Here is a 17,778-nt window from a genome sequence, read left to right as displayed (position 1 = left end):
TCTATAGAAATAGAAAAGTGAGGGGAAAATGTCACATAAATATGAATATGCAGGTTTTTGGATACGTTTAGGTGCATCTATTATTGATAATATTATTATTATGGTTGCATTAGTGCCGATTGGAATGTTGATGGGTTGGAACTCTATGTATTCATCTGAGATGACCTCAACCGCAGATTTGCTTTGGCAAATTTTAATGGCCGCTTTCTGTGTATTCTGTTGGGTTAAATTTGCTGGAACTCCAGGTAAACGTTTGTTGCGTTTGAAAGTCTTAGATGAAAGGACTGGAGAAAATGTCACAGTTGGTCAAGGGATTATTCGTTATATCGGTTATTTTCCAGCAATATTAGTTCTATTTATTGGTTTGATTTGGGTGGCTTTTGATTCTAAGAAGCAAGGCTGGCACGACAAAATGGCAAAAACAGTAGTCGTTAGAGAACTTTAATTTAGAGTGAAATTCTCTCATGTAATGAAAAATTCATACGATAGGGCTTGTGGATCAATTCGCATGTCCTATAATGCCATTGAGTTTATTCACGGAGATCCTAAATGGGAAGTTGTTCGAGGTTCGGGTTTAATAAAGGATTAAGCCAAAGCGAATACTGAGCAAGTGAGCTATTTAGGTCGGCTATCTTCTTGCAATGAGATAGCTTTGTTAAAATATTCTAAACCCTCCTATAAAATTTTGCTGTATCCGCAAAATTTATTGTATTGACTGCATCCTGTTTAGTTTCTCACCTAAAAAAGACGGCACTTGGTCTTATCAAGTCGTACCTGCCTGTAATCTCAATCAAAATTTAGAAGTATCTTTAGGCTATCACTCAAGTAAAGATCAAGATCAGATTCATGGCTTTTCAGTTCAAGCAAAAAGCATTTTAAGGCCAATGGAGAATGATTGGGGTGTTGCCAGTAGTTTACAGCTATCCCGTGATGATGTTGCTCATCATGGGGATTTAAACTGGTTTTTGAATGTTCCTGTCAGTTTTCAACTCTTAGATCAACGTTTAGCATTGGATACCAATCTAGGTTATCAGCCTGTCCGTTGCTTTTATTCTCGGTGCATTGATTGGATTTGAACGTCAATATCGACAACGTACAGCAGGACTTAGAACAAATGTTTTAGTTGCTGTGGGAGCGGCGATTTTTGTAGATATTGCAATTAATTTGACTGAAGCTGATGGAGCAGTTCGGGTGATTGCTTATGTTGTTTCAGGAATTGGTTTCTTAGGTGCAGGTGTGATTATGCGCCAAGAAGGCAACATTCATGGTTTAAATACGGCTGCGACATTATGGTGTTCTGCTGCTATCGGTGCTTCGGCAGGCGCTGATTTGATTGTTGAAGCAGTTTTGGCAACAGGTTTTATCTTAGCTGCGAATACTTTGTTAAGACCTATTGTTCATGCCATAGATCGCCGCCCATTAGATGATGAGGCAGAAGTCTTACATGTCATCTATATTATTTGTGATCGTACTCAGAGTAAGGTAGTCATGGACGAGCTGAATCTAACTTTGAAACATCATAACTATCCTGCCAAAGATATTGATGTAACGCCGTTTGGTGAAAAAGAGGTTGAGATCGAAGCGACACTGATTGCGAGTTCAATTGAGGCTGAAGATGCGCTGCATATTATTAATCATCTGAACGCGATGCCACAAATTCGTCAAGCTTTCTGGGATAAAAATGCAATTAACTAAGTTATGTATATCAATATTTTAAATAGTTCTATTGAGAATAACTATCTCGTAATTGATATATAAGTCTTTTATTGTTTCACATACAATAAAATCAGATAAATAAAAATGAGAACAGTATGAGTTCAGAAGTACACTCAATCAGTTTAATCGCGCCTGTCGTTTTATTGGCTGCGGCTGTAATAGCCGTTCCTATTTTTAAACGAATTGGCTTAGGCTCAGTTCTTGGTTATTTAATTGCTGGCTTAGTTATTGGCCCATTTGGATTCGCATTTTTTCATGATTCTGCTTCGATTCTACATATTGCAGAGCTTGGTATTGTCATGTACTTATTTGTGATTGGGCTGGAAATGCAGCCCTCACATTTATGGAGTCTAAGGCGTGAGATTTTTGGCTTAGGAACTTTGCAAATTATTGCTTGTGCTTTGGCATTAACAGGTGTTGGGCTCTTATTTGGATTTAAATGGCAAGTTGCATTTATTGGTGCAGCAGGTTTTGTACTGACGTCTACCGCAATTGTGATGCAACTCTTGGGTGATCGTGGTGATATTGCACAGCCACAAGGTCAAAAGATTGTCGCAATTTTATTATTTGAAGACTTATTGATTGTTCCTTTACTGGCAATTGTTGCTTTTATGGCACCGAATCATGTGGTGGAAAGTACCTCAGCACGTTTAGAAAATATAGGTATTGGGTTGATTGCAATTGCAGGTTTAATCGCCGCAGGTTATTGGTTACTCAATCCTTTATTTAGATTACTCGCTGCGGCAAAAGCACGAGAAGTGATGACGGCTGCTGCACTTTTAGTGGTGTTGGGTGCTGCTTTATTGATGCAAGTCAGTGGCTTATCTATGGCAATGGGGGCATTTCTTGCAGGCGTGTTGCTATCAGAATCAACTTTTAGACACCAAATTGAAGCCGATATTGAACCATTTCGAGGAATTTTATTGGGGTTATTTTTCCTTGGTGTTGGAATGTCACTAGATTTATCGGTCGTGAAGCAAAATTGGCAACTGATTGTGAGTGGCGTTATTGCAATGATGTTTGCTAAATCACTCATGATTTATATTGTTGCGCGCGTGACCAAAAGTCGGCATACCGAAGCTTTGGATCGTGCTTTATTGATGGCTCAAGGTGGTGAGTTTGCCTTTGTTCTGTTTTCCGCGGCGGTCACTGCTCAAGTGATTGATAATACAGTTAAGTCGAATCTAACAGCAATTATTGTACTGTCTATGGTACTGACCCCAATCTTAGGCATTCTTTTTAAACGATTTACCGAAACCAAAGATTCAGTTTCTCTTGATAATGTCGATATTGCTGAAGGTCTAAGCGGCAGTATTCTAATGATTGGTTTTGGTCGTTTTGGTCAGGTAACCAGTCAATTGCTTTTGGCAAGAGGAGTTGATGTCACGATTATTGATAATGACATCGACATGATTCAAAACGCAGAAAAATTTGGTTTTAAAATCTACTACGGCGATGGTTGTCGTCTCGATATTTTGCATGCTTCAGGTGCTTCGACGGCAGAAGCAATCGTCATCTGTGTCGACAGTAAACAAACAACCAATCGAATTGTGGAATTGGTGACACATGAATTTCCATTAGCCAAAGTCTTGGTTCGTTCTTATGATCGGGAGCATTCACTACATTTAGTCAAACAACAAGTCGATTATATGATTCGTGAAACCTTTGAATCTGCGATTAAATTCGGTGAAGTGATTTTAGAACAACTGGGTGTCGATGAAGATGAGGTTCGTATGATCTCAAATGAAATTCGAGAACGTGATAATGAGCGTTTTGAAACAGAAATTGCTGCGGATGATGTCTATGCAGGGGTGGGTTTACAATACTCACATTCCCATCCTCGACCTACAGCACCATTGATTCGACCTAAACAAGCAGGACGAATTTTAAATGGTGAAGAAACTGAAAAGGATGGAGAGTAGAAGTAACGAGAATCTCGACTAAAATAGATTTAAATAAGTCTTGGTTTTGGTACTAAGACTTATTTTTTAATTTAAATTTGAATAAAACTAAAACAAAAATGCCCAATAGAAGTCCCCAAAATGCAGAACCAATTCCCCAAAATTGAACTCCTGATGCACTACATAAAAAGGTGAGTAATGCTGCTTCTCGTTCTTCTACGTTTGCAAAAGCCACTGCAATGTTATGGCTAATCGTGGCAAATAGGGCAATACCTGCAAGTGCAACAATAAAAATAGGCGGAAATGACATGAGCAAACTGACTAAGGTTGCAGCAAAAAGCCCCATTAAAATATAAAACAAACCACAGCTTATACCTGCAATATAGCGTTTGCTTGGATCAGGATGTACTTGATCATCTAAGCTGACCGCTGCACTAATCGCGGCTAAATTTATCGAGAAACAACCAAAAGGGGCGAAAATCGTATGTGCAATACCTGTCCAACCCACTAATTGATTGACGTGTGGGTGATAACCATAACTTTTGATCATGGCGATACCAGGCAAATTTTGCGAAGTCATATTGATGACAAACAACGGTAAGGCTAGACCCAGTAATGCAGACCATGAAAATGAGGGTTGCATCCATACAGGTTGAGTAAAAGACCAAGTGATTGAATGTAATTGAAAATCAATAAATAGAGGACAAATGATTGCACCTAAAATCACTGTCAGCACAATGCTATAACGAGGTAATAAGCGTTTTGAAACAAGATAAATTGCCAACATGCTCAAGATAAAACCGAGCTGACTTTCTAAGCTGCTAAAAATTTGAATCCCAAATTTTAATAAAATTCCTGCAAGCATGGCGCACGTGAGGCTTTGAGGAATATGAGTCAGTAACTTTTGGAAAATACCTGAAAATCCAACGATTGCGATTGCGACGCCACAAATTAAGAAAGCACCAATCGCTTCATACAAATCATAATGACCAGTCGATGCAATGATCAGTGCAATGCCCGGAGTCGACCATGCGGTAGCAACAGGGTATTTATATTTCCAAGATAAGATGAGTCCTGATAATCCAATCGCTAAACCTAATGCCCAAAACCAAGAGCTGATTTGTGCTGTATTTGCACCGAGAGATTGCGCCCCTTGAATGACCAGTACCGCAGAAACACTTATTCCAATCAAAAAGGTAATAAAGCCAGCAAAAACGGCAGGAATCGAAAAATCTTGAATTAGACGTTGCATCAATGCATCTATACTTGATTAAAATTTGTTGAAAAGTATATCGTTAATTCGGCGAAAATCGTAGTTTTAAAATGATTGAATGAGTTGACCATATGATCAAAACAGAGTTATGCAAGGGTAGAGGTTGCTAGTCGTAATCCAAATATAAAGAATAAAATGCCTACGCTACAAACACCTCCTGCGGCAAGTTTGTAATTATGTTTGAAAAAGTCTGCTAATTTAACACCTGAAAAAATCAAAGCAGTCAGATAGGTAAAACTGACCAGTTGCACAATGATGGCTAAGGTTAGAAAGCTGAGTGCTGGATAAGCATAATTGGGTTGAACAAATTGCACGAAAAAAGACAGGAAAAACAGAATCGCTTTAGGATTGAGTAAACTGATACTGAGTGCAGTACGATAGGGATGAATTTGATCTAAACGAGGTAAATTAGCCATTTCTGTAGGGTGTGGAGGCTTATTCCATGTCTGATAGGCACTTTGTAATAGTTTGAAGCCTAGATAGGCGAGATAACAAGCACCTGTTAACTTGAGAACGATAAATAAAATCGGAAAGGCTTTTAATAATGATGCTGCACCTAGAACCGTACACAGGATTAAAATCGAATCACCTGTAAATACACCACATGCCGCAGCATAACCTGTACGAATACCATAGCGTGAAGCGACCGACATCACATATAAAGAGTTTGGGCCAGGCAATAACACAATTAAGATTGTACCAATAATAAATGTCGTTAAATCTGTTACACCGAACACAACCTACTCATTAAAAAACCGATTTTCATTAATATAACAAAAATCGGTTTTTATAGGTGAAAAATAAACTAATTATGCTTGGATCTCGGCATCAATACCAAAAGACTGACGCAGCAATGTACTGAGTTGATTTCGTGCTTTGATAAAGCCATCAATACCACCTTGTAGTAATTGGAAAGCCATTAAATCTTGCTCAAGTTCAGCTTTAAAACTTTCTTTGGTTTGAGCTGTACGTTCAATTTTCTCAGCTTGTTGCGCCGAAGTTGGGCTAAGTTGAGCTTCAACAACCTGTTGATCTTGTTCAAGTTGAGCCAATAGATTTGGTGCAATTGTGAGTAAGTCACAACCTGCTAAACCAAGGACTTGTGCTGTGCTACGGAAACTTGCTCCCATGACCTGTGTCGCAATGCCGTGTTGTTTGTAATAGTTATAAATTTTCTTGACTGAAAGAACACCTGGATCGTTTTCGATTGGATATTGCTCAACGCCTTCCGCTTTTTTATACCAGTCTAAAATACGACCGACAAAAGGAGAGATCAGGGTAACTTTTGCATCTGCACAAGCTTGAGCCTGATGCAAACCAAATAATAATGTTAAGTTACATGGAATCCCTTCAGCCTCTAAAACTTTAGCTGCTTGAATACCTTCCCACGTTGACGCGATCTTGATTAAGATACGAGATTGCTCAATACCATAGCCTTGGTAAAGTTTAGAAAGTTCACGCGCTTTGGCAATCGTCGCATCAGTATCATAAGAAAGAGAAGCATCGACTTCAGTTGAAACACGCCCATCAATCAATTTTAAAATTTCAACACCAAACTTCACTGTCAAAATATCAATGGTGCGTTCAATCAGTTCATCACTTTGATAGCCTTCTTGTTTTGCTTGTGTATAAGCATCTTCAATCAGTTGTTTACTTTCAGGTTGTTCAGCCGCTGCTGTAATGAGTGATGGATTGGTTGTTGCATCTAATGGACGAAATTTTTCAATCGCTTCTAGATCACTACTATCGGCAACAACGGTTGTTAAATTTTTTAATTGGTGTAATGCAGTCTGAGTCATTGATATAGCGTTCTTACTTAAACAAAATTATGGATAACTTCTTTATAGCACAATCTACAGGAAAGCAAAGCATCGCTTTCAATACATTTAAACTTGAGTGATTTACTCTATTTTCTCGGTTGCTGACGTAGTTGTCGAATGTGTTCAATCAAAAATCTAGCAGCAATACCTAACTCGCTTTCTCGACTCCAGACTAGATCGACGTAGTATTCAAACTTTGGGGTGAAATCATAAAGTTCCAAAACTTTTAGTTTTTTCTTTAGTTCGGGATTCTCATTAAACATTTCTAAGGGTAAAACTCCCCAACCTAAATTCCGAATAATCATCATACACGCAGAATGATGATTATCTGTGCGCCAATAATCTTTAGAAAATAGTAGTTCTGGCTTGATGCTATGGTTACGGCTAGCCACCACGATTTGGCGCGTCTGCACCATTTGCTCAAAGGAAATTTGCTCAAATTGAGCTAAAGCATGACCTTGAGCAATCACTGGAACAAGAGCTTCTCGTTTTAATTCAACAAATTGTTCACGACTATCTAATTGTTCTCGTTCAAACATGAGTGCAAGTTGTGCAGATTGATCGAGCAACATCTGTAAAGCATCTTCTTGAGGAGCAGAAAAAATATTAATCGTCAGATTCGGAAAATGTTGTTCAAGCAACGTAATGTAATCTGTCCAATTGGTATGCAGTAATTCAGAGACCACGACAATGTTTAAGGTTGACTCTAGCCCAGTGCTGAGCGCATGAGCGTGCTGTTTCCATTGATTGATTTCAATCAAAAGCTGTTGGGTTTTCTCATATAAAACCATTGCCGCAGAAGTTGGTTTCGGCTCACGTCCAAGTCGCTCAAATAAATTGAGATTGAGATCAATTTCTAAGTTGGCAATTGACATGCTCACTGCCGAAGGGACTTTGCCGAGTTTCCGCGCGGCCGCCGAAAATGAGCCTGTCTCAATGACAGTTTGAAACATCAGAAGTTGTTCTTGATTAATATTCATCTGTCAAAAAAACTGAAAGAACCTAATTGGATTAATCAAAATTATAAAAATAAAATGGTGCATATCCAAACAAAAGAGTGTTATAAAATGTTGATTTCCAGAAGAAGACTCATTCATGCAATTAGCTATGAAGTGATCTTATTGGTCATCATCGCAATTGCGTTAAGTTTTATTTTTAGTATGCCACTCGAAGTAACAGGTGTTTTAGGTGTAATCATGGCTGTCATTTCGGTGATTTGGAACATGATTTTTAACCATTATTTTGAAAAAATTGAACATAAACATCAATGGAAACGAACGATTCCTGTGCGTATTTTACATGCGGTTGGCTTTGAGGGTGGTTTGATGCTTGTGACCATTCCAATTATTGCCTATATGATGAAGATGAGTTTTATTGATGCATTAATTTTAGATTTTGGTTTAACGATGTGTATTTTGGTATATACCTTTATCTTCCAATGGGGTTATGACTTGATCGAAGAGCGGTTTTTCCCGAATGTAAAATTTGCATCTTAAACAAGAGTGAGATTTATAAATCTCAAGAAAATTTAAGCTACGGAATAGGGTCTGTTAAAGATTATTCCGTAGCTTATTTTATCAAATATAAACCGTTTCTTTTGGCAGTAGCAGACTTGCTGCTTGCATTTTATTTTGTTGGATTAATCCATGAATCTGATGTGCAAGTGGTGTAATGTCTGTAATCGAAACAATCCATTGATTGACATAGCGTTGAACAGCTTCTTTACTCAGTCCGATTTGTATCGCTCTATGCTCAAGTGGTTGTAATAATAGATCACGTTCAGGATCCCATTGAATTCGTACAGGTGAATGATCTTTGCGTTGTTGCCATTTTTCTTCGCTTAATGACGGATCACGATGACTGAGGCAGCTATGTGCCAATGCCCATTCAAAACCTTCAAGGGTGATGTCTATAGCTAAAATGCGATTTTGCCCATCATCTTTAAATCCCCAGCCAGCACGATACATCATCCAAAGGAATGAGGGTTTAATCCATGTCATTCTTTCCATTTTAAATGGTGGTGAAACAAACGTTTGATTAAGAAGGGCGGCATTTGCAATAGCATCAGAATAAGCTTGATAAACACGAATCGTCTGATCGTTATAAACAGCTCGGATTTGCTGGGTGGGAATATTGGTTATCATGGGTGTGGATTAAATTTCTCTCTTAGTTTTATTGAAAAAATAATTTTAAATATATGGTTTATAAGTCAAATCTTATTGAGTAACCAATTGGTTTATTCACGTTAAATGATGTTGATAGGATAGGGAATAAAATAGCCTAAGTAAACTTAAATCGTTTGGGTGATCAGTCGAATTTATTCTTCAAGTAAAAAACTCCATGCTAAACTAAGCGCATTGTCTTTTCGATTACATGATTTTCTCTATGTTTCAACAAGAAATTTCTCAATTAAACTTAAAACAATTCAAAGCAGGCGAAAAACGCTGGATTGGTTCCTTACTTGGATCGTCAGCAGCATTATTATTCAAAGAAATTGCCACGCAAAGTTCAAATCTATATGTGATTGTTGCGAGAAATAATCAGCATCTTGCTCAGCTCGAAAGTGAACTCGAATTTTACGGGATAAAACCAACGATTTTTCCTGATTGGGAAATCTTGCCTTACGATCGTTTGTCTCCGCATCAAGATATTGTGTCTGAACGTTTGGCGATTTTATCGAATATGCCACAAAAGGGTATTCTGCTGGTTTCTGCAAGTACTTTGGCTCAACGTGTTGCACCATATTCATGGGTGGTGGGTGAACACTTTGATATTAAAGTTGGACAACGACTTAATTTGGAAGTGCAGAAAAAGCAACTGGTGCAGGCAGGTTATCGTTTGGTCGATACTGTTTATGATCATGGGGAGTTTGCTGTTCGTGGTAGTATCATGGACATTTATGCATCTGGACAAGATCAACCGATTCGAATTGATTTATTTGATGATGAAATTGAAAGCTTAAAATTTTTTGATCCAGAAACGCAAAGAACCACTGAATCTTTAAAAAACTTCACCGTTTTACCAGCAAAAGAATTTCCTTTAAAAGAGGGACGTTCTACCTTTAGAGATCGTTACGCAGAAAGTTTTCCAACTGCGAATCCTAAGAAAAACCCAATTTATCAAGATGTACTTGAAGGAATTGCAACACCGGGATTAGAGTTCTATTTACCTTTATTCTTTGAGAAAAAGGTGATGGAAGCGCAAAGTATGCTTATGACATACTTACCAAAGAATTGCGTTGTCATTACAAATAACGAAGTTGAAGACGAATTAATCAATTTTTGGAAAGAAGTGGTTCGTCGTTATGAAGATCGCCGTCATAACATCGACCAACCAATTCTTCCACCTGAAGAGCTTTTTTTAATGCCAAATCATGTGTTACAGGCATTAAATCAATTTCCAAGAATTTTGGCTTCTGCTGAAGTATTTGATGAAAAAGCTGGGGTTCTGAATCTTTCAGCAGAACAACCGCCTAAGCTTGCAGTTGATCCTAAAAAAGAACAACCATTTGAAGCAGTCAAACATTATATCGACCAAGTTAAACATCCTGTGTTATTGGTCGCGGAAAGTGCAGGTCGGCGTGAGACTTTAAAAGATGCATTGCGTTCAGTTCTAGGTGAAATCACAACAGTTGAAAGTTTTGTCCAATTCCAGAAAGACAAATTACAAGTTGCAATCACAAGCGCGCCATTAGATCGCGGACTCGTGCTAAGCAATCAACTCTCAGTCATTTCTGAAAATCAACTCTATGAACATCGGGTAGTGCAACGACGTCGTAAGCGTCAGCAAGAAGTTTCTGAAGAATTTCTTGTTCGGAGTTTAACTGAACTCAGTATTGGTGCGCCTGTAGTACATATCGATCATGGTGTTGGGCGTTATGCAGGCTTAATTACCTTAGAAATTGATCAACAGGATCATGAGTTTTTACAGCTCGATTATGCGGATGGTGCAAAAGTTTATGTGCCTGTCACCAATTTACACCTGATCAGTCGTTATAGTGGTGGCGATCCAGACTTAGCGCCTTTGCATAAATTAGGTACAGATACATGGAGTAAAGCCAAGCGGAAAGCTTTAGAGCAAATCCATGATGTTGCGGCTGAGTTGTTACATATTCAGGCACGCCGTCAATCGAAACCGGGTTTTGCCTTTGAATTGGACCATACGGGATATATGCAATTCTCTAGTGGCTTTGCCTATGAAGAGACTTTAGACCAAGCCAATGCGATTGAAGCAACCCTCCATGATATGCAACTTGCCAAACCAATGGATCGTTTGGTCTGTGGTGATGTTGGTTTTGGTAAAACCGAAGTGGCGATGCGAGCAGCTTTTGTTGCAGTCCAAAACAACAAGCAAGTTGCGGTATTAGTTCCTACTACGCTATTGGCACAGCAGCATTATGAGTCCTTTAAAGATCGTTTTGCTGATACAGCGGTGCGTATTGAAGTGCTGTCTCGTTTTGGTAGCAATAAAACACATCTGAAAACGATTGAAGACTTAGCTGAAGGCAAAGTTGATATTGTGGTGGGAACACATAAAATCCTGCAAGAAAACATTCAATTCAAGAATCTTGGATTAATGATTGTTGATGAGGAACATCGTTTTGGTGTTCGTGATAAAGAACGGATTAAAGCCTTACGTGCCGATGTGGATATGCTGACGCTAACGGCGACGCCAATTCCACGAACTCTGAATATGGCATTCTCTGGGATGCGAGATCTTTCGATTATTGCAACGCCGCCCGCCCGCCGTTTAGCTGTCAAAACTTTTGTTCAAGAACATACGGATGACTCAATTAAAGAAGCGATTCTGCGTGAGTTGTTACGTGGTGGTCAGGTCTACTTATTACATAATGAGGTTGATACGATTGAACGTGCTGCCGAAACGATTCGCACGTTAGTCCCAGAGGCACGTGTTGCAGTTGCGCATGGACAAATGCGTGAACGTGAACTTGAGCAGGTCATGCAGCAGTTCTATCACAAAGAATATAATGTTCTTGTATGTTCAACCATTATCGAAACGGGTATTGATGTACCGAATGCCAATACGATTATCATTGAAAGAGCCGACAAGTTGGGCTTAGCACAACTACATCAATTACGTGGTCGAGTCGGTCGTTCACATCACCAAGCGTATGCTTATTTACTCGTTCCATCGCTAAAACATCTCAAAGGCGATGCAGAAAAGCGTCTTGATGCTATTCAACGTGCTTCAACACTGGGCGCAGGATTCATGCTTGCAACTGAAGACTTGGAGATTCGGGGTGCGGGTGAATTACTTGGTGAGCAGCAAAGTGGTTCGATGCAAGCAATTGGTTATAGCTTGTATATGGAAATGTTAGAGAAAGCGACCAAAGCCATCCAAAAAGGCAAAACGCCAAACTTTGATGCACCTTTGTCATTAACTGCTGAAATTAACCTACATATGCCAGCATTGATTCCAGATGATTATTTGGGTGATGTGCATCAGCGTTTGTTGTTCTATAAGCGCATTAGTAATACGGATACACAAGAGAAGCTTGATAATATTCGGATGGAACTCATTGATCGCTTTGGCATTCCACCACAGTCGGTCAAACAATTGTTTAGCGTACATCAATTACGTTTGAGAGCAGAACAACTCGGGATTACCAAAATTGATGTGAACACTAATGGTGGCTATATCGACTTTTCACCAGATACTCCTGTACAAGCGATCAGCATTATTCAGTTAATGCAAAAAAATCCAACCTATTATCGTATGGAAGGAGGACAGCGTTTGAAGGTCACAGTGCAATTGGCTGAGTACGATAAGCGGATTCAGTTTATTGTTGATTTGTTAAATAAATTGCTAAATGAGCTGCATAGTTAGTTGAAAAGTATATTTTTTGCTGACGAATTGAACAGCTTGGATTCCCTTTAAGCAAAGAATTTGCTTTTTGTCGGATGTCGATGTAATAAATAAGGAAAATCATTGTTATTTGTAATCAAACAGGCGACTAATAATATTCACATCAAAACTGATGTGATAGTATTGATCATCATTATTATGCATCATTTATAAAGATATGTTTAGTTTGCATCCACAACTTGCTCAAGATACATTTTTTGTAGGCGACTTTCCGCTTTCAACATGTCGTTTAATGAATGATATGCAATTTCCATGGTTGATTCTTATACCACGTGTACCAGGAATCACCGAGTTATATGAGCTTAGCCAAGCTGATCAGGAACAGTTCTTACGTGAATCAAGCTGGTTATCTAGCCAATTGGCACGCGTATTCCGTGCAGACAAAATGAATGTTGCAGCACTCGGTAACGTTGTGCCACAACTGCATTTCCATCATGTTGTTCGTTATCAAAATGATGTTGCATGGCCTAAACCAGTTTGGGGAACGCCAGCCGTACCTTATAGCAATGATGTACTTGCACATATGCGTCAGACATTAATGCTTGCATTACGTGGTCAAGGCGATATGCCGTTTGACTGGCGTATGGACTGATTTAGAAAATAGAATAAAAAACAGTCTTCTATAACAAGGAAGGAGGGTAGGGTGTCACTAGACAGGTTAATAGATAAAGAACCTAGACAGTTCGCTTATTTTCATCGTTTGATGGGATATTCGATATTGTCGCTTATTCTGGTAATTTATACGTTTACCTCTCCCAGTGCTAACTATCAGCTTTATATCCTTCCTTTTTTATTGATCCATTTTCTTATTTGCCCCAAATTAGAAAAATCGCTGCAGTACAAATTTGATAAGAATACTGAAAAAAATGTACTTTTTGGATGTGAATCCATTATTGTTGCGATTGTTTTGGCGGGTTTACATTTAAGTTTAGTTCCTACATTTACCATTTTATTTGCTTTGCTGTATGTCGGTTTAAATAATAAAATTACTTTACCTGCATCATGTTTAATTGGGTTAATAGGTATTCTTTCTTTTTACTTCTGTACTTTTTTTATCTTTGGTGCAGAGGAATATTTTGAACCGACCAATCCAGAACTAACAGTTGTTAGCCTATTTGGTTTAATGATGTTTATTGTGATTGGTAACTATTATCAACATAGAAGAATCAATATTTTAGGACAACAACGTCAGCACTATCATAACCAAATGACACGTTATATTGCCTTTGCAAATCAGCTCAGTCGTTATGCACCATTACAGTTATGGCAGTCGATCATGCGTGGGGAAGCTGAAGCTAAAATTGAATATAAACGTAAAAAATTAACTATTTTCTTCTCTGATATTCAAGGGTTTACTGAGCTTTCAGAAAGCCTTATTCCTGATGATTTAGCTTTTTTACTTAATGATTATTTAAGTCATATGACTGAAATAGCAAAACAGTATGAAGCAACCGTTGATAAGTTTATGGGCGATGCGATTCTCATCTTCTTCGGTGATCCAAATTCTCAGGGTGTTGAACAAGATGCGAAGTCTTGTGTAGAAATGGCGATCGCAATGCGTCAGCAAATGAAATTGTTACGTGAGCGTTGGAAGAAAATGGGCTATCCAGCGTTGCACATTCGAATGGGTATTAGTACGGGTTATTGTCACGTAGGCAACTACGGGGCTTCACATCGTATGGCTTATACCATTGTTGGTCGTGATGTAAATTTAGCAGCACGTTTGCAGTCTGCTGCTGAAGTTGATGAAATCTTAATTGCTGATGACACTCACCAACTGATCAAAGGTGAGTTTTTGTGCGTACCGAAAGTGCCAATTTATTTAAAAGGGATTCAAGGACCTGTTAAAACTTGGCAGGTAATGGAAAAATTCACAGGTAAGAAATCCGATACACAAAAATGGTTTGATTTTGATTATAAAGGCTTCCATCTAGTTTTGAACTTAGAGGAAGTGCAGAATTATGAATATCCAGAATTGGTTGAAATTTTGGAGAATATGGTTCAGCGTATCAAAACACAACAAAAAATTACCAATGCTCAGGGTATTCCAAAACTGACTTTGGATGATGAAGTAAGATAAAAATATCCAATAATTATTGATAGAGTTGAAATAATGTCTGCATTCGTTTCACAGTATCCATTGGCTATTGATGAGAGCATGGTGGGTGAGTATCCTGCTTTAGTAAAGTCAGGTGCGGGTTATTTTTATGATGATGTTCTTGAATATCGAGTTTGGTGTCACCCAGAACGTGGTGCGCTAGATGAATATGAGGGGCAAGATTATTATTGTGCATTTTCCAGTTATGAAGATGCCCAACAGTTTTCCGAAGAAACAGCTGGAGCGGAACATCCTTTGGTTTTGATACGTCAAAGCTGTTGGATTAACGAGCCTCAAACAGGCGTATTTACTGCTGATCGTGGAGAACGTTTAACTGAGTGGCAAGTGATTTGGTTGAATAATGCAAAACGTCAAGATGGTGATATTGAAAATTTCTTTGCAAAACGTGGAATTGCATTTACAGGCTATCAGGAAGTGATGGATGCGACGCCTTTCACCAGAGATTTTAATCCGCAAGCATACAAAGCATTCCCACAATATTTAGGGGTTATTGCCTGTTCTTGTGTTATTGATGGAAAATTGCCAATACGTTGGGTATCTCACGCAGGCGGAGACTGGCAAATGTATTGTCATGTGGATGCACATGATTTTTCTGAAAATAGTTTGGATTTTGAGCAGAATATTCAATTGACCAATATGGCACAATTACTCAAATATAATCCAGATTTGCAAATATTATATGATCTACCTATAGATAAAGGTGCTTATAGAGATCATGTGGAGTCTATTTGGCAATATTTTGATGATTGTGATGTTGATCAATAAACTTGGATAAAAAAACTCCTCTAATAAAGAGGAGTTTTTTTATGGATAAAGCTTAGTGATTTTCCGAAGCATGATTAATCGTATATTTCGGAATTTCAATTTCTAAATCTTCATCAACGATCTCAACTTGACATGACAGGCGCGAGTCTGGCTCTAAGCCCCATGCGCGGTCAAGCAAGTCAGCTTCAACGTCATTCATTTCCTCAAGGCTGTCAAAACCTTTACGAACAATCACGTGGCAAGTTGTACATGCCGCAGACATGTCGCAAGCATGTTCAATTTTAATGCCTTGTTTCAATAAGCTTTGGCATAAATTGGCGTTTTGTTCGACTTCAAATTCTGCACCTTCAGGGCAAATGAGTGCATGAGGAAGAACTTTAATACGTGGCATATTGATCACCTATACCTTTAGTTTGAGTTTGACCAATCTTCAAGTTTTGTACCTTTTAAGGCATGGTCAATATGTCGATTCATACGAAGTGCTGCAAACGCATCGCTGTGAATTTTAAGTTTTTGAACAGCATGTTCAATCGCCGCAAGCTCATCGGTCTTCAGACGAGCTTTTAACGCTTCAGCAGCAAGAATTAAGTCGCGGGCCTGTTGCTGAGAGAGTAAATCGGTATCTGCTTTTAACGCTTGTTCTAAAGCTTCTAACTCACGTTGTGCTTCCACTTTTGTTTCTTGGAGATGGCGCAATTGTTTGTCTTCTTCCGCATGTTGGAAACCTTCAATCAAGAGGCGTTCAGTATCCGCTGCAGATAGACCATAAGATGGTTTGATATCAATTTGCGCTTGAACACCAGAAGTTGTTTCTTTCGCAGATACTGTCAGTAAGCCATCCGCATCAACTTGAAATGTCACTTCAATGCGTGCTTGACCAGCAGTCATTGGTGGGATGCCATGTAAAACAAAGCGACCCAATGAACGACAATGCTCGACTAAATCACGTTCACCTTGTACCACATGAATCAACATCGCTGTTTGGCCATCTTGATAAGTGGTGAATTCTTGACGGCGTGCGACTGGAATTGCGGTATTTCTTGAAATCAACCGTTCAACCAATCCTCCCATGGTTTCTAGACCAAGAGAAAGTGGCGTGACATCAAGTAATAATGAACCATCTTGACTGTTGCCAATGAGCTGGTTGGCGGTAATAGATGCGCCAATTGCAACGACTTCATCAGGATTGATCGTACAGAGTGGTTCACGTTCAAATAATTCGCGTACAGCTTTTTGTACGGCATATGAACGTGTTGAACCACCTACTAAAACCACATGTTCGATTTCATCGAGTTCAAGTTTAGCATCACGCAGTACACGTTTACATACACTCATGGTTTTATCGAGTGCAACTTGAATAATTGATTCAAATGTTGGACGGTCTAAAGTGAGACGATCATCCAATAACGTTAATTCAGCAGTGTCATGGTCAGTTAAATATTCTTTGGCTTGACGTGCAGCGACAACAAAAACAGCATATTCTTCATCGCTTAAAGTTTCGATATTAAGCTGTTTTTTTGCCCATTTTACGATTAAACGATCAAGGTCATCACCACCAAGCGCGGTATGTCCACCAGTCGCAAGAACTTCAAAAACACCTTGTGAGAAACGTAAAATAGAAACGTCAAATGTACCGCCACCTAGGTCGTAAATCACGTAGTTACGATCTGTGCTGAGGTTGGTTTCTTGATCTAGTCCATAAGCAACGGCTGCGGCAGTTGGTTCATTCAATAGACGTAGAACATTTAAGCCTGCAAGTTGCGCTGCATCACGTGTCGCTTGACGCTGTGCTTCATCAAAATAAGCAGGAACAGTAATCACTGCACCATTTACAGGGTTATTTAGACTAGCTTCTGCACGATCTTTCAATTGTTTTAGGATTTCAGCCGAAATTTCAACAGGTGTTTTACGACCAGCAGCAGTTTCAAATGCCGGCATTTCATTTTCTGCGCCAACAAGTGTGTATGGGTGTTGAAACTTGATATCTGCTTGTGAGCGACCCATAAAGCGTTTCACTGAAACAACAGTATTTTTGGGATCAGTCATCATAAACGGCTTGGCTTCATAACCAAACGTCGTTGAATCTTTTGCGTAATGAACAATCGACGGCAGTAATACACGATCTTTGTCATCTTGTAGAACTTTCGGTTTTCCCGATAGCACTGTCGCCACTAAAGAGTGGGTTGTCCCTAAGTCAATGCCGATCGCAATACGATGTTGATGCGGAGCAGTAGATTGACCTGGTTCAGCAATTTGCAAAAGTGCCATGCGTGAGGTATCCCTTGAAAATATTTGGTA

Annotated in this window: 15 protein-coding genes and 1 pseudogene; 9 read left to right on the top strand and 7 right to left on the bottom strand. The window is 39.0% G+C overall.

What is annotated here, in order from left to right; all coding sequences use genetic code 11:
• The first annotated feature begins 28 nt into the window (after positions 1-28).
• The 4 genes and pseudogenes from O1449_RS09410 to O1449_RS09395 all read left to right on the top strand — a co-directional run bounded on the left by O1449_RS09410 (position 29) and on the right by O1449_RS09395 (position 3,638).
• Positions 29-445 carry an RDD family protein gene (locus O1449_RS09410; RefSeq protein ID WP_269230065.1) on the top strand — a complete coding sequence of 139 codons (417 nt, stop codon included), beginning with the start codon at positions 29-31 and terminating at the stop codon, positions 443-445.
• 283 nt (positions 446-728) lie between these two features.
• Positions 729-1,034, top strand: a pseudogene (locus O1449_RS09405) (hypothetical protein); the annotation flags it as partial.
• Positions 1,030-1,695 (top strand): MgtC/SapB family protein, encoded by a 666-nt coding sequence (locus O1449_RS09400; protein WP_269239692.1) that lies wholly within the window; start codon positions 1,030-1,032, stop codon positions 1,693-1,695. The pseudogene O1449_RS09405 and the gene O1449_RS09400, both read left to right, overlap by 5 nt.
• Positions 1,696-1,811: 116 nt before the next feature.
• The gene (locus tag O1449_RS09395) at positions 1,812-3,638 is read left to right on the top strand and encodes a monovalent cation:proton antiporter-2 (CPA2) family protein (protein WP_269238152.1); all 1,827 of its coding nucleotides are present in this window, start codon (positions 1,812-1,814) and stop codon (positions 3,636-3,638) included.
• A 52-nt stretch (positions 3,639-3,690) separates the two neighbouring features.
• Here O1449_RS09395 and O1449_RS09390 read toward each other — a convergent pair whose 3' ends face one another.
• The 4 genes from O1449_RS09390 to O1449_RS09375 form a co-directional block, all read right to left on the bottom strand.
• Positions 3,691-4,869: a benzoate/H(+) symporter BenE family transporter gene (locus O1449_RS09390; RefSeq protein WP_269238151.1), complete on the bottom strand. Its 1,179-nt coding sequence runs from the start codon at positions 4,867-4,869 to the stop codon at positions 3,691-3,693.
• A gap of 107 nt (positions 4,870-4,976) precedes the next feature.
• Entirely contained in the window at positions 4,977-5,627 is a 651-nt protein-coding gene (gene leuE, locus O1449_RS09385; RefSeq protein WP_269238150.1) for a leucine efflux protein LeuE, read from the bottom strand.
• A gap of 72 nt (positions 5,628-5,699) precedes the next feature.
• A complete protein-coding gene (gene tal / locus O1449_RS09380) occupies positions 5,700-6,689 on the bottom strand; it encodes a transaldolase (protein ID WP_269238149.1) in 990 nt (329 codons plus the stop codon).
• A gap of 107 nt (positions 6,690-6,796) precedes the next feature.
• Positions 6,797-7,690: a LysR family transcriptional regulator gene (locus O1449_RS09375; RefSeq protein WP_269238148.1), complete on the bottom strand. Its 894-nt coding sequence runs from the start codon at positions 7,688-7,690 to the stop codon at positions 6,797-6,799.
• 87 nt (positions 7,691-7,777) lie between these two features.
• Between O1449_RS09375 and aceI the strand changes: the two genes are divergently transcribed.
• Positions 7,778-8,206, top strand: coding sequence for a chlorhexidine efflux PACE transporter AceI (gene aceI / locus O1449_RS09370; protein WP_269238147.1), 429 nt, complete (start codon positions 7,778-7,780; stop codon positions 8,204-8,206).
• Between the two features lie 81 nt (positions 8,207-8,287).
• Here aceI and O1449_RS09365 read toward each other — a convergent pair whose 3' ends face one another.
• A complete protein-coding gene (locus O1449_RS09365) occupies positions 8,288-8,854 on the bottom strand; it encodes a DUF4291 domain-containing protein (protein WP_269238146.1) in 567 nt (188 codons plus the stop codon).
• 241 nt (positions 8,855-9,095) lie between these two features.
• On the opposite strand from O1449_RS09365, the gene mfd reads away from it, so the two are divergent.
• The 4 genes from mfd (at position 9,096) to O1449_RS09345 (ending at position 15,480) form a co-directional block, all read left to right on the top strand.
• A complete protein-coding gene (mfd, locus tag O1449_RS09360) occupies positions 9,096-12,557 on the top strand; it encodes a transcription-repair coupling factor (protein WP_269238145.1) in 3,462 nt (1,153 codons plus the stop codon).
• 196 nt (positions 12,558-12,753) lie between these two features.
• Entirely contained in the window at positions 12,754-13,188 is a 435-nt protein-coding gene (locus O1449_RS09355; RefSeq protein WP_018678066.1) for an HIT domain-containing protein, read from the top strand.
• Between the two features lie 51 nt (positions 13,189-13,239).
• Positions 13,240-14,676: an adenylate/guanylate cyclase domain-containing protein gene (locus O1449_RS09350; protein ID WP_269238144.1), complete on the top strand. Its 1,437-nt coding sequence runs from the start codon at positions 13,240-13,242 to the stop codon at positions 14,674-14,676.
• Between the two features lie 33 nt (positions 14,677-14,709).
• Positions 14,710-15,480 (top strand): hypothetical protein, encoded by a 771-nt coding sequence (locus O1449_RS09345; RefSeq protein WP_269238143.1) that lies wholly within the window; start codon positions 14,710-14,712, stop codon positions 15,478-15,480.
• A gap of 52 nt (positions 15,481-15,532) precedes the next feature.
• Here the strand turns inward: O1449_RS09345 and fdx are convergent, their stop codons facing one another.
• Positions 15,533-15,871 (bottom strand): ISC system 2Fe-2S type ferredoxin, encoded by a 339-nt coding sequence (gene fdx / locus O1449_RS09340; protein WP_004661453.1) that lies wholly within the window; start codon positions 15,869-15,871, stop codon positions 15,533-15,535.
• Positions 15,872-15,888: 17 nt separating this feature from the next.
• Positions 15,889-17,748 carry a Fe-S protein assembly chaperone HscA gene (gene hscA, locus O1449_RS09335; RefSeq protein WP_269238142.1) on the bottom strand — a complete coding sequence of 620 codons (1,860 nt, stop codon included), beginning with the start codon at positions 17,746-17,748 and terminating at the stop codon, positions 15,889-15,891.
• Positions 17,749-17,778 lie beyond the last annotated feature (30 nt).

The organism is Acinetobacter sp. TR3 (assembly GCF_027105055.1).
GTDB lineage: Bacteria > Pseudomonadota > Gammaproteobacteria > Pseudomonadales > Moraxellaceae > Acinetobacter.
The sequence above is the reverse complement of the archived record's forward strand: the minus strand, read 5'-3'. Positions and strand labels throughout refer to the sequence as shown.